The following is a 12,602-nucleotide window of genomic DNA, read 5'->3' as shown; positions in this document are numbered from 1 at the left end:
CAGAGTCAACAATGTTAGGATGGTTAGCGATTGATAATGACGGTAACAAGCATGTTAGACAATGTTTTGAGAATTGCCACACGCCAAAGCCCTCTCGCGCTCTGGCAGGCACATTATGTGAAGCAGCGCCTTGAGGCCTGCCACAGTGGATTGCGCGTCGAGCTGGTACCGATGGTCACGCGCGGTGACGTGATCCTCGATACGCCCCTGGCGAAAGTGGGCGGCAAAGGCCTGTTTGTCAAAGAACTGGAACTGGCATTGCTTGAGAACCGCGCCGATATCGCCGTACATTCGATGAAAGACGTACCCGTCGAGTTCCCGGAAGGGCTGGGGCTGGTGACTATCTGCGAGCGCGAAGATCCGCGCGATGCGTTTGTCTCTAACCACTATGACTCCCTCGACGCGCTGCCAGAAGGTAGCGTGGTTGGCACGTCCAGTTTACGCCGTCAGTGTCAGCTGGCGGAGCGTCGTCCCGATCTGATCATTCGCTCGCTGCGCGGTAACGTCGGCACGCGTCTGGGCAAGCTGGATAACGGCGATTACGATGCTATTATCCTCGCCGTTGCCGGCCTGAAGCGTCTGGGGCTGGAGTCGCGCATTCGCGTGGCGTTGCCGCCAGAGCTGTCGCTGCCGGCCGTGGGCCAGGGTGCCGTCGGCATCGAGTGCCGTCTGGACGATGCGCGTACCCGCGAACTGCTCGCACCGCTGAACCATGACGATACCGCTACCCGCGTAAAAGCCGAGCGTGCGATGAATACCCGCCTCGAAGGGGGATGCCAGGTTCCAATTGGCAGCTATGCTGAATTGACGAATGGCGAACTGTGGCTGCGCGCGCTGGTGGGCGCCCCTGACGGTTCGCAGATGGTGCGCGGCGAACGTCGCGGTAAAGCGCAAGATGCCGAGCGGCTTGGCGTGTCGCTGGCCGAAGAGTTACTGGATAACGGCGCCCGCGAGATTCTGGCTGACGTTTACAATGGAGAACCCCCTGCATGAGTATTCTCGTCACCCGCCCTTCTCCCGCAGGAGAGCAGTTAGTGAGCCGTCTGCGCGCACTGGGGCAGGTGGCCTGGAGTTTTCCGCTCATAGAATTCTCCCCCGGTCGCGAGCTCTCTGCGCTCGCCGACCAGATGGATACCCTTCAGGACGGCGACCTGCTGTTTGCGCTGTCGCAACATGCCGTGGAATTTGCCCACGCGCAGCTCCAACAGCAGGGTTTGACCTGGCCAACCGCCCCCCGCTATTTCGCGATTGGCCGTACAACGGCCCTGGCGCTGCATACCGTAAGCAGCGCGGACGTTCGTTACCCGTTAGATCGGGAAATCAGTGAAGTCTTGCTACAATTACCTGAATTACAAACTGTAGCCGGAAAGCATGCGCTCATTTTGCGCGGTAATGGTGGCCGCGAACTGTTGGGCGAAACGCTGCGTGAACGTGGTGCAGACGTGACGTTCATTGAGTGCTATCAGCGCTGTGCAAAACACTACGATGGCGCGGAAGAGGCGATGCGCTGGCACGCGCGCGGCATTAATACGCTGGTGGTCACCAGCGGTGAAATGTTACAACAGCTTTGGTCGCTGATACCGCTTTGGTATCGCGAAAACTGGTTACTCCGCTGTCGGCTTCTGGTCGTCAGTGAGCGTCTGGCGAACCAGGCCCGGGAACTGGGCTGGCAGGATATTCGGATCGCTGATAACGCCGACAACGATGCGCTGCTGCGCGCATTACAATAACTCTCAAATGGGAAGCCATAATGACGGAACACGACAAATCCTCCGCCGTGGTTGAAGAGACCAGGGAGACTGTGGAGACGACGCCACAGCCAGAGACGACAGAGAAAACCGCTGAGAAGAAAAACGGCAGCAACAAAACGAGCCTCACGCTGAGCGCGATTGCCATTGCCATCGCGCTGGCAGCAGGGGTTGGCCTGTACGGTCTGGTGAAACAACAGGGCGCTAACCAGACGTCCACCAGCGATGCGCTGGTGAATCAGCTCACTGCCCTGCAAAAAGAGCAGGAGACGCAGAAAACCGAGCTGGAAGCCGTGATTAAGCAGCAGGCCGCTGCGCTTGCCGAAGCGAACAGCAAACAGGAAGAGCTGACCAAACAGCTGGGTGAAGTACAGCAAAAAGTCGCCACCATTTCCGGAACCGATGCCAAAACCTGGCTGCTCTCGCAGGCCGACTTCCTGGTGAAGCTCGCCGGACGTAAGCTCTGGAGCGATCAGGACGTCACCACTGCCGCGGCGCTGCTGAAAAGCGCCGATGCGAGCCTGGCAGACATGAACGATCCAAGCCTTATCACCGCCCGTCGCGCGATCACCGAAGACATCGCCAGCCTCTCCGCCGTCACACAGGTGGACTACGACGGCATTATCCTTAAAGTGAATCAGCTTTCAAATCAGATTGATAACCTGCAGCTGGCGGATAACAACGACGACGACTCCCCGATGGATTCCGACGGTACCGAACTTTCCAGCTCCCTGAGCGAATGGCGCATAAACCTGCAGAAAAGCTGGCAGAACTTTATGGACAGCTTCATCACTATCCGCCGTCGCGACGAAACCGCCGTGCCGCTGCTGGCACCGAACCAGGACATCTATCTGCGCGAGAACATTCGTTCCCGTCTGCTGGTGGCGGCGCAGGCCGTGCCGCGTCATCAGGAAGAGACCTACAAGCAGGCGCTGGATAACGTCTCAACGTGGGTTCGCGCCTACTACAACACCGATGATGCGACGACCACCGCCTTCCTCGAAGACATCGATAAGCTGAGCCAGCAGAACATCACCATGAACGTGCCGGATAAGCTGGCCAGCCAGCCGATTCTGGAGAAGCTGATGCAAACGCGCGTGCGTAATCTGCTGGCACAGCCGGGCGTACCGGCAGAGCAGACGAGCGGAGCAGCACCTGCTCCGGCTCCTGCGCCTGAAAGCGCACCACAAGGAGAGTAATGATGCTAAAAGTCCTCTTACTCTTCATCCTGCTGATCGCCGGGATCGTGCTGGGCCCCATGCTTGCGGGTCATCAGGGTTACGTCCTGATCCAGACCGATAACTACAACATTGAAACCAGCGTAACGGGTTTGACGATCATTCTTATCCTCGGCGTGGTGGTGCTGTTTGCGATCGAGTGGATCCTGCGCCGTATTTTCCGTACCGGTGCCCATACGCGCGGCTGGTTCGTTGGCCGTAAGCGCCGCCGCGCCCGTAAACAGACCGAGCAGGCGCTGCTTAAGCTCGCAGAGGGTGATTATCAGCAGGTTGAAAAGCTGATGTCGAAAAACGCCGACCACGCCGAACAGCCGGTGGTGAACTATCTGCTGGCGGCCGAAGCAGCGCAGCAGCGCGGTGATGAAGCACGCGCCAATCAGCACCTGGAACGGGCGGCTGAGCTGGCTCACGGCGACCCGATTCCGGTGGAAATCACGCGCGTTCGTCTGCAGCTGGCACGTAATGAGAATCACGCGGCTCGCCACGGCATCGACCGCCTGCTGGAAGTCGCACCACGTCATCCGGAAGTGCTGCGCCTTGCCGAGCAGGCCTACATCCGTACCGGCGCCTGGGGCTCACTGCTGGACATCATTCCATCGATGGCGAAGGCCGAGGTGGGCGACGATGAACATCGTGATGAGCTTCAGCGTCTGGCGTGGATAGGCCTGATGGATCAGGCGCGCGCTGACCTGGGCAGCGACGGTCTGAAAACGTGGTGGAAGAATCAGAGCCGGAAAACGCGCCAGCAGGTTCCTCTGCAGGTTGCCATGGCAGAACATCTTATTGAATGTGACGACCATGACACGGCTCAGGAGATCCTCCTCGACGGTCTGAAGCGCCAGTACGACGATCGTCTGGTGATGGTGATCCCGCGCCTGAAAACCAACAATCCTGAGCAAATCGAAAAAGTGCTGCGTCAGCAGATTAAAACTGTTGGCGATCGTCCACTGCTGTGGAGCACGCTCGGCCAGTCGTTGATGAAGCACGGCGAATGGCAGGAGGCAAGCCTCGCCTTCCGTGCAGCGCTCAAGCAGCGTCCGGACGCGTTTGACTACGCATGGCTTGCCGATACGCTGGACAAGCAGCATAAGCCGGAAGAAGCGGCCGCCATGCGCCGTGATGGGTTGCTGTTGACGCTGCAAAATAACGGTACGCAGCAGTAATTAATCAGGAGGCCAGATGGCCTCCTTTTTTTATCGCCTTTCTCCTGCTACATTCTTTACACCCGCATCCACAAACGATCCCGCCAATGTAACGATGTCTTTTCATTAACTTTTTTTCACACACGCGCACATTCTGCAGCGTGGATTAAATCGTTTTTGAAAGGAAATCGTCATGAACTCGCTTTTATATACGCTTATTGAAGCGCTGCGCGGCCACCTCTGGCTGCGCCTGCTTGCCTGTGCTTTTATCTTTTCTTCGTTGGGGAATGGCTTAACCCAGGTTGTGGTCTTCGGCTTGCTGTTAGCGTGGTCGGCCTCGCCTGCTCTGCTAACCCTTGCTTTTCTTTTCGCTACGGTACCGGGATTTATCGGCAGTACGATCGGCGAAAAGCTGTGCTCACGCTGTTCTCCAATATCCCTGCTGATACTGACCGAAGGGCTGGGCCTGCTCGCTCTGCTCTTTCCCCTGCTTGGTGTGGGTTATCACAGCGTTGCCGCATTACTCGCCGTACAATCCACCGAGGCGCTGCTCAGCGGGATGAGCTGGCCCGCGCTGACGTTGCTCTTCAAGCGCGGCCTCAGTGAAGCAGAGCTGCCTGCTGCGACCTGTCTGGAAAATGTGATTTTTGCCTCGCAGGTATTGTTAGGGACCGGCCTGGGCGTGGTGCTGTTCCAGAAGACTTCCGTGTTTACCCTGCTGGCCATTGATGCCGCCAGCTTTATCGGGTCACTGCTCATGCTATGCCTAGCTGGACGCCGGTTTTCTGCGCCATCACTCACGCCCCCCGAGGAAGAGGAAGCCCCTGCGGCATTACGCTGGCGGACGTTGACCGTTCGGCAGAAACGCAGCCTGCTCATCCTGCCGTCGCTGGCGGCCGTCGGCTCACCGGCCATGGCGCTGCTTCCGGCGCTGGCACAGCAAATCCATCCTCAGGATGCGGCGGGGCTTGCTCTGCCGCTGCTTTTCGCAAGGAGCATGGGACAACTTTGCGGCCCCATGCTGATAAAAAAAGAGAGCCTGACGCGCTTTGCCGCTCACACGCCGCGCATCATCGTTTGTCTCGGTATCTTTCTGACCGGTTATGGTGTGCTGCCGTTTTTGTCCGGGTGGACGGCATGTGCGCTGAGCATGATCTTTATCGCGCATCTGGCCTCGAATATTCTCTTCGCAGCGGGCACGTTTGGCGTACTCAGTAGTTTTCATCTCACGCAAACCGCTTCAGCCAGTGGGAAAGCCTGGCGCTGGCAAACGCTCAGCGCCTCTCTTTTCACCGGTATTGCAGCGATGGTGGCTGTTGGGCTTGGCTCAGTGCTGGCGCTTTATACGGTCTCGTCAGTTGCCCTGCTGTTGGTCGCCCTGATCATGCGCAGGTATCGGGAATAAGGCATAAAAAAACGCCTGCTATAAAAGCAGGCGTTAAAACAGGTCTGTAAGACAACATATTTGGTGCTTCACTCAACGTTATGTCCATGGTGTCTGATGAGGCCGAAGCGACATCTGTCAGTGGACGATAAGCACCGTAAATGGCTCTGCGTCATTCCTGAGTTTATGAGGCACTAAGGCGAACATAAGAGATGGAATGAGCATCTACACGCATATTATTGCACGTAACGTGCCAACATGACACCCAGAACTTTTACATGACGCAACATTTTAAGATAAAAGGAAATTATGCTGTTAAGAAACGTCTTAAGCACTACAACGTATCGGGAAAAGGCGGGAAGATGTCGCCAGGAGGAGACAGCAAAACCCATAAACAGTTATTTACCTAACTTTCAATGAGTTATATGTCGCTGGATTGCGACAATGAAAAAGGACGTTGTGGGGGAATGACGACAGGGATGAAGAATTGCAGAAAACAAAAAACCCCGCCGAAGCGGGGTTCAAAATTGGTCGGCGAGAGAGGATTCGAACCTCCGACCCACTGGTCCCAAACCAGTTGCGCTACCAAGCTGCGCTACTCGCCGATGTACTGCTTTTTTGAATTTTTAGTTCAATTCATTTAAAAAGTCGTGGTGCGAGGGGGGGGACTCGAACCCCCACATCCAAAGGACACTAACACCTGAAGCTAGCGCGTCTACCAATTCCGCCACCTTCGCAATTCACAACTCTTTCAAATAATGGGGTGGCTAATGGGATTCGAACCCACGACAACTGGAATCACAATCCAGGGCTCTACCAACTGAGCTATAGCCACCACTGTATTCTTTCACGCGGTACTGACTACTTCTCAGACCACCGCAGCTCCAGCACCGGGTTAATGGTGCGCCCGACAGGATTCGAACCTGAGACCTCTGCCTCCGGAGGGCAGCGCTCTATCCAGCTGAGCTACGGGCGCTTAGCGCCGTTGCGGGGCTGGATATTACGTACCTCCGTCCCCGCTGTCTAGTGCTTTTTTGAAAAAAATGCGCGTTTGGTTATGGTTTGCACATTTTGCCGCTTATTCCTCCACTTTCTGCGTGGTGGCACGGCGACCCAGGCCAAAAAGCTTATATGCGGCCGTCACAGCCGCCAGGAAGATCACCCCGACAAACAGCGACATGCGGGTATCTTCATTAAAGTACATCCCGATTAATACGCAAATCAGGAACGCCATCGTCAAATAGTTCGCATACGGGAACAGAATTGAGCGGAACGGATGGCTTTCAATCGCCTTTTTGTGCGCATTACGGAAGCGCAGCTGGCTGATGAGGATAACAAACCACGGCACCATGCCCGGCAGTACGCTGGCGCTGTAGACGTAAACGAACACGCGCTGCGGGTTAGGAATGATGTAATTCAGGCAAGAGCCAATCAGCAGGATCGCAATGGAGACCGCCACCCCCGCCACCGGCACCCCGGCACGTGAGACTTTACTCATCGCCGCAGGCAGCTGGTTGTTCTTCGAGAGCGCATAGAGCATACGTCCGCAGCTGTACATCCCACTGTTACAGCCTGACAACGCTGCCGTCAGGACCACAAAGTTGATGATACCCGCCGCCGCCGTGATACCAATTTTGGCGAAGGTTAAAACAAACGGGCTGCCGGTCGTGCCAATTTCGTTCCACGGGAAGATGGTTACGATAACGAAGATTGCACCCACATAGAAAATCAGGATGCGCCACAGCACTTTGCCTACCGCGCTACGCAGCGTGACCTGCGGGTTTTTCGCTTCACCGGCGGTAATGCCGATCAGCTCCACGCCCTGATACGAGGCTACAACGATACACAGCGCCGTCAGGAAGCCCTTCCAGCCGCCAGCGAAGAAGCCGCCGTTTTCGGTCAGGTTGCCAAAGCCGATAGCGTGTCCACCGTTGCCAAAGCCGAAGAAAATCACGCCCAGGCCGACGACAATCATCACGATAATCGTGGTGACTTTGATCATTGCGAACCAGAACTCAATTTCACCGTAAAGGCGCACGGCGGCCAGGTTTGCCAGCGCCACCAGCCCCACGGCAATGAGCGCGGGTATCCACTGGACCATGTCCGGGAACCAGAACTGGACGTAGACCCCTATCGCGGTGATCTCTGAGATGCCCACCGCCATCCACATAAACCAGTATGACCAGGCCGTCAGGTAGCCAAAGAACGGGCTCATATAACGATGCGCGTAAACGGCGAACGAGCCGGTTACCGGCTCCAGGAAGAGCATTTCGCCCATGGAACGCATAATGAAGAAAACAAACAGCCCGGCGATAATATACGCCAGTAATACGGAAGGGCCTGCCCATTTGAGCGTACTTGCGGAGCCCATAAACAGGCCCACGCCGATAGTGCCGCCCAGCGCTATCAGTTCAATATGACGAGCTTCCAGCCCACGCTGTAGCTCCGGTTTTTTCTCTGCCATAGATCCTCGATTGTGTTTGCTGTTTCCCGGCTTAAGACCGGGTATTGTTTTTTAGGGGTACTAAAATACGGAGCGAATGGTTTCTTAAAATCGGCCAAATGGCAAACGATGCATTAAAAAAATGAATGCATTGCACAGATTGTCAGCAGTTTTGCAGGCGAGTTGCAGCGCGAATAGCATATCGCGCTACATTTTGATTACATTTTCCCGGTGTAATGCCAGGCGAGGTAGCGAAGCAGACGGATCTGTCGTTTAATGCGCGTCGGTTGCGATAGCAGGCGGTACAGCCACTCCAGCCCCAGATTTTGCCAGACCCTGGGCGCACGCTTAATGTGGCCGGTAAAGACATCGTACGTACCGCCAACGCCCATATAGAGGGCATCCGGACAGACCAGACGGCAGTCACGCATCAGGATCTCCTGGCGCGGGGAACCCATCGCCACGGTGACAATTTTCGCCCCGCTGTCACGAACCCGCTCAAATAGCGCCTGCCGATCTTCCGGTTTGAAGTAACCATCCTGGCTGCCGACGATATTAACATTCCATTGACGACGCAGTTTCTCCCCCGTCTGGGCCAGTATTTCCGGCTTACCGCCAATCAGGAACACGGGCGTGCCCTGCGCACCTGCGCGGGCCATAAGCTGCTCCCAGAGATCGGCCCCCGCCACGCGGGAAACATTAGCGTCAGGATACTTTTTACGGATAGAGCGGACCACGCTGATCCCATCAGCGTATTTAAATTCAGCCGCTTCAATCAGGCTTTTGACTTCCGCGTTATCCTCAACCGCCAGCATTTTTTCCGCGTTGATAGCCACCAGCGTACCGGATTTCATCTGGCCGTCGGCAAACAGAAAGTCCAGCGCGTGCTGCATGTCGCGCCAGCCAATAAGCTGCAGGCCACGTAGCGCATAGCGCGGTGCAGAAATTTTATCAGTCATTACTATCCTTACTCAGACTTGCGACAGCGTTGTGCTGCCCTGCCGCTCGCGCTTGTGCACAAGCCCTGCGCTGTCAAACAGCCAGTACAGCAGTTTGGCCAGTAACAGGCAGACGCCAAAAACGACCATGAAGAACACCACGCGCGACACGAATGAATCCAACCCTTCGCGCGCCAGCACGATCATATTGAAAATGGCACCAAAGCAGAAACTGTGCAAAATAGCGGCTTTATAGCGGTTGGTCTCTTCGTGGCCCCGCACGTAAAGCCAGTCGAACCACTTGATAATCAGCCCCACGGCAACCGCCCCGGGTAGAATGAACCACGCCCCGCCCATCACCACCAGGGAACCAATCAGCGTTGGCGAGATTGCCAGACCGGAATGGTTGTTCAGCACTTCCCAGGTAAAATAGTTCGCGGTATTGAGCACCACACCAGGCCGGTCCGGCCATAGCCAGGAAGGGATAAAGACGTAGAAGTCGCGAACAATCGGCGCCAGCCCCTGGAAATCAATCTTGTCGTAGTTTTGCAGCAGTAATGCCAGGTTTTCCCACGGCGAGAACGTATCGCGCGTCAGGTAGAGGAACGTGTAAAACGCCTCATCTCCCGCCACGTTCATCCCATAGCGCTTCAGCGCCAGCCAGAACATCCCCACTATGCCAAACACGCCTGCCGCAACCAGCATCCACAGCGAGATCCAGCCGCGAATGATGCCGATAAACAGGAAGATCGCGAAGGCGATAATAATGTTCGCGCGCGTGCCGCCCACAATCATGTAGGTCAGGATGCCAAACGCGACGGTGCTGACCAGGAAGAACAGCCACGCTTTGCTGTCCTGACGCAGGAAAAAGATCACCAGCATCGCCGGAATGAAGAAGTAGAAGAAACGCTTAAGCGCCACGCCCGAGACTTCGGCCGAAAAAATCTGGCTGTAGGAATGGAGCTTAAACAGCAGGAAGCCGTTATGCATGAAGAAGATACCGACGCTGACCAGGGCGATGGTCATCAGCATCACCCACGTCAGGTGGGTCTCCACCCGATTCATGGTAAAAAGCGCCCGACGCGGGGCTGTAGCCTGCGCTGAACGCAGACGCGTTTTATAGGTAACGTAGTAGACCGCATAGAAACAGGTCGCCGCCAGAAGCGCCTGGAGCAGGATTTCCGGCGGCGCGACGCTCACGTCAAAACGGAAGACCAGAATGCTGGTGAGCGGGAAGCCGAAAAAGAAGGTCAGCAGAAACAGTAACGAGAAGAAAACGTTAAAGTTGAAGCGTACCCGGCGAAATTCAAACCAGGTAAGCGTGGCGATAAACAGGGTGCTCAGAAGCCAGACAACCAGTAAGCCGCTGAATTGCAACTGACTCATGCTTTGTCTCCTGACGCGATACGCAGCGCTCGGTGCCACGGCGTGAGGTAATTCGGGCTGAAAAAATCGATGCTATTTTTATCCACCAGCGTGAGCTGGCGCTGAGCTTCACGTACCACCTCGACATTTAGCGCATCTGAGGTAAACAGCACCGGAATATGCTGCTCGGCCATGTCCTGCCAGAACGGGTTGTCGCGGTTGAGCACGCACGGTACCCCCGCCTGAATCAGCAGACACAGCGTGCCGATTCCCTGCTGTCGGGCAAAGATGAAATAGCCAAGATCGCATTTTCTCAGCAGCGCAAGATATTCATCAAATTCCAGCTTATCGCTAAGGATGTGCAGATTTTCTGCACTAAACAGCGCAAGTCCCTGTTGCCGAACCTCATCAATATAGGCGTCGTTGTTGGCGGGATAGCCCATCGGCACCACCACGTTCACCGTGTCGCCAAACTGCTGATGCACCGCCCTGAGCGCCGCGGTGTGTTCGTTACTGCGATCGCCGGAATTCCCCACCAGGATCGTTAGCTTGCCTTCACGCACCGTGTCATTCGCCATGGCGTTCAGCGCCGGATCCATGCGGGTGGGGAAATAGAGGAGTTCTCCGCGCACGCTCGGGTGCTGTTTAGCAAAATAGTTGAGATCGCCACGGGTGGCAAACACACAGCCCACGCGCCCCTGCGCCATGCGGCGCAGCGGATAGAAAAGACGGAATTTCCAGCCGCGGGAGACTTCGTAGAGATCGGCTCCCCAGATATGCCAGCTGCACTGGGAGGGTTTAATCCCCCCGCTGAGAAGCGCCAGCCACAGGCCGGTATTAAACTGCCCGTGGAAAAAGAAACGTTGCTCGCGGTCCGCTTTCGCTCTGGCAACAACCGCCTTCGCCAGCGAGGCCTTATCCGGCCAGAAGCGAATAGCGAGCGCCGGAAATGCTGCGCTCAGGCCCTTATCCTGACCTGCAACCATAAACTCACGCGCATCAGGATTACCTGATGCCAGCTCGTCGTTGAAGAACCGCAAAACGGTCTGGTTATGGTGTGGGATATCCGATCCCAGGATGTGAATCAGTGCAGTCATGCGCGTTTACGCCACAATAAAAATACGCCGCAACAGGCGGCGAAATAAACGATATAGGTTGCCATGTAGGCCTGAGCCGCCCCCAGCGCACCGTGCGCGGGTATCAGCCAGTGTGAAAATGCTGTCAGTAACGCAAACTGGCTAATTTCCGCCAGGATATACAGCCGCAGGGACGCTTTTGCAATCACCAGATAGCCGAAAACGTAAGCACCCACTTTCAGCACATCGCCCACCAGCTGCCAGGCAAACAGATCGCGCATGGCGGTGAACTTCGCCGAGAACAGCAGCCAGATGGCGACATCACGCAATAACCAGACGGTAAAGCTGGCAGCTGCAACCGCCGGCAACACGAAGCGCAGCGATCGGAAAATCTCACGGGTAATATCCTGCCTGGACGTCAGACGCGATAATGTTGGCAGCAAATAAACGCTAAAGGAAGCCGTAATAAACTGGAGGTAGGCGTCGGAAATGCTGCTTACGCCCTGCCAGATCCCCACTTCATCCCAGCTATAATGCGCCGCCAGCAGGTTTCGCATCATCACGTAGGCCACCGGCAGCGTGACGGAGGTAATGAGCGCCATCAGGGTAAATTTACCCAACTGACTGGCAAGCACTTTATCCCATTGCGGTTTCAGGTAGCTCAGCGGGATGACGCCCCGACGCATCAGCATAAGCGCCGCAGGCACAACAACCAGAGCCGGGACCAGCGCCAGCCCAAGCAGCGCGCCTTCATAGCCTCCCAGGCGATAGCAGAAATAGTAGGCAATCACGCCGATGACGCTGCCCAGGATTAAGGCAAGCGCGTTCCCGGCAGCATCACGAAACCCTTTCATCAGCGCCAGCAGCAGGTTAGCCCAGGCAATGCCCATCTGAACCAACGCCACCAGACGCACCAGCCCCTGATAGTGGGTGTGCCCGAACAAGCCCTGGCTGATAGGGGCCGCCGCCAGCAGAAAGATAATCGCCATCAGGGTCGAAAAACCCGTGACCATCGCCGAAGAGGTGCCCACGACTCTGCGAAGCTGAGCCGCATCATCGTGATACTGCGCAACGTATTTGGTCACGCCGTTAAAAATACCGGCACCGGCCAGCACCCCAAGGACGGTGACTAGCTGGCGGAAATTACCCGCTAGTCCCACACCAGAGGGGCCAAATGAGACGGCCAGCAGCTTGACGACCAGCAGCCCGGCGCCAATTTTTACAAGCGTGGACGCGGCGGTCCACACCGATGCTTTTGCCAGAGACAT

The 12,602-nt window shown here is 56.2% G+C and carries 10 protein-coding genes and 4 tRNA genes; 5 read left to right on the top strand and 9 right to left on the bottom strand.

The features are described from left to right. Window positions 1-51 precede the first annotated feature (51 nt). The 5 genes from hemC to AC0TOY_RS01300 all read left to right on the top strand — a co-directional run bounded on the left by hemC (window position 52) and on the right by AC0TOY_RS01300 (window position 5,533). Window positions 52-993 carry a hydroxymethylbilane synthase gene (gene hemC / locus AC0TOY_RS01320; RefSeq protein WP_473721401.1) on the top strand — a complete coding sequence of 314 codons (942 nt, stop codon included), beginning with the start codon at window positions 52-54 and terminating at the stop codon, window positions 991-993. After that, a complete protein-coding gene (gene hemD, locus AC0TOY_RS01315; protein WP_463727438.1) occupies window positions 990-1,730 on the top strand; it encodes a uroporphyrinogen-III synthase in 741 nt (246 codons plus the stop codon). Before hemC ends, hemD begins: the two co-directional genes overlap by 4 nt. 20 nt (window positions 1,731-1,750) lie before the next feature. After that, window positions 1,751-2,947: a uroporphyrinogen-III C-methyltransferase gene (gene hemX / locus AC0TOY_RS01310; protein ID WP_048989626.1), complete on the top strand. Its 1,197-nt coding sequence runs from the start codon at window positions 1,751-1,753 to the stop codon at window positions 2,945-2,947. Between the two features lie 2 nt (window positions 2,948-2,949). Then, entirely contained in the window at window positions 2,950-4,149 is a 1,200-nt protein-coding gene (gene hemY, locus AC0TOY_RS01305) for a protoheme IX biogenesis protein HemY (protein ID WP_008501551.1), read from the top strand. Between the two features lie 172 nt (window positions 4,150-4,321). Further along, window positions 4,322-5,533 carry an MFS transporter gene (locus AC0TOY_RS01300; protein WP_473721400.1) on the top strand — a complete coding sequence of 404 codons (1,212 nt, stop codon included), beginning with the start codon at window positions 4,322-4,324 and terminating at the stop codon, window positions 5,531-5,533. 507 nt (window positions 5,534-6,040) lie between these two features. Here the strand turns inward: AC0TOY_RS01300 and AC0TOY_RS01295 are convergent. The 9 genes from AC0TOY_RS01295 to wzxE form a co-directional block, all read right to left on the bottom strand. Next, a tRNA-Pro gene (locus tag AC0TOY_RS01295) sits at window positions 6,041-6,117 on the bottom strand. A 46-nt stretch (window positions 6,118-6,163) separates the two neighbouring features. Beyond that, window positions 6,164-6,249: transfer RNA gene (locus tag AC0TOY_RS01290), tRNA-Leu, on the bottom strand. Between the two features lie 22 nt (window positions 6,250-6,271). Then, a tRNA-His gene (locus AC0TOY_RS01285) sits at window positions 6,272-6,347 on the bottom strand. 64 nt (window positions 6,348-6,411) lie between these two features. Continuing rightward, window positions 6,412-6,488 (bottom strand) — tRNA-Arg (locus AC0TOY_RS01280). Between the two features lie 102 nt (window positions 6,489-6,590). Further along, complete coding sequence (gene thrP, locus AC0TOY_RS01275; protein ID WP_473721399.1) at window positions 6,591-7,976, bottom strand: bifunctional threonine/serine APC transporter ThrP; 1,386 nt, start codon at window positions 7,974-7,976, stop codon at window positions 6,591-6,593. A gap of 197 nt (window positions 7,977-8,173) precedes the next feature. Continuing rightward, window positions 8,174-8,914: a lipopolysaccharide N-acetylmannosaminouronosyltransferase gene (gene wecG, locus AC0TOY_RS01270; protein ID WP_407859227.1), complete on the bottom strand. Its 741-nt coding sequence runs from the start codon at window positions 8,912-8,914 to the stop codon at window positions 8,174-8,176. A 12-nt stretch (window positions 8,915-8,926) separates the two neighbouring features. After that, complete coding sequence (gene wzyE, locus AC0TOY_RS01265) at window positions 8,927-10,279, bottom strand: ECA oligosaccharide polymerase (RefSeq protein WP_473721398.1); 1,353 nt, start codon at window positions 10,277-10,279, stop codon at window positions 8,927-8,929. After that, window positions 10,276-11,355, bottom strand: coding sequence for a TDP-N-acetylfucosamine:lipid II N-acetylfucosaminyltransferase (locus tag AC0TOY_RS01260; protein WP_407821119.1), 1,080 nt, complete (start codon window positions 11,353-11,355; stop codon window positions 10,276-10,278). The genes wzyE and AC0TOY_RS01260 overlap by 4 nt, the downstream gene beginning before the upstream one ends. After that, window positions 11,352-12,602 (bottom strand): lipid III flippase WzxE, encoded by a 1,251-nt coding sequence (gene wzxE, locus AC0TOY_RS01255; protein ID WP_024907968.1) that lies wholly within the window; start codon window positions 12,600-12,602, stop codon window positions 11,352-11,354. The genes AC0TOY_RS01260 and wzxE overlap by 4 nt, the downstream gene beginning before the upstream one ends.

The organism is Enterobacter sp. PL_is379 (genome assembly GCF_055817355.1).
Note: the sequence above shows the minus strand (reverse complement) of the source record. Positions and strands in the feature narration are given on the sequence as shown.

Coding starts and splice junctions, on each gene's coding strand:
- wzxE (WP_024907968.1), bottom strand. CDS start 12,602: ATGTCTCTGGCAAAAGCATCGGTGTGGACCGCCGCGTCCACGCTTGTA.
- hemX (WP_048989626.1), top strand. CDS start 1,751: ATGACGGAACACGACAAATCCTCCGCCGTGGTTGAAGAGACCAGGGAG.
- AC0TOY_RS01300 (WP_473721400.1), top strand. CDS start 4,322: ATGAACTCGCTTTTATATACGCTTATTGAAGCGCTGCGCGGCCACCTC.
- wzyE (WP_473721398.1), bottom strand. CDS start 10,279: ATGAGTCAGTTGCAATTCAGCGGCTTACTGGTTGTCTGGCTTCTGAGC.
- AC0TOY_RS01260 (WP_407821119.1), bottom strand. CDS start 11,355: ATGACTGCACTGATTCACATCCTGGGATCGGATATCCCACACCATAAC.
- hemC (WP_473721401.1), top strand. CDS start 52: ATGTTAGACAATGTTTTGAGAATTGCCACACGCCAAAGCCCTCTCGCG.
- thrP (WP_473721399.1), bottom strand. CDS start 7,976: ATGGCAGAGAAAAAACCGGAGCTACAGCGTGGGCTGGAAGCTCGTCAT.
- wecG (WP_407859227.1), bottom strand. CDS start 8,914: ATGACTGATAAAATTTCTGCACCGCGCTATGCGCTACGTGGCCTGCAG.
- hemD (WP_463727438.1), top strand. CDS start 990: ATGAGTATTCTCGTCACCCGCCCTTCTCCCGCAGGAGAGCAGTTAGTG.
- hemY (WP_008501551.1), top strand. CDS start 2,950: ATGCTAAAAGTCCTCTTACTCTTCATCCTGCTGATCGCCGGGATCGTG.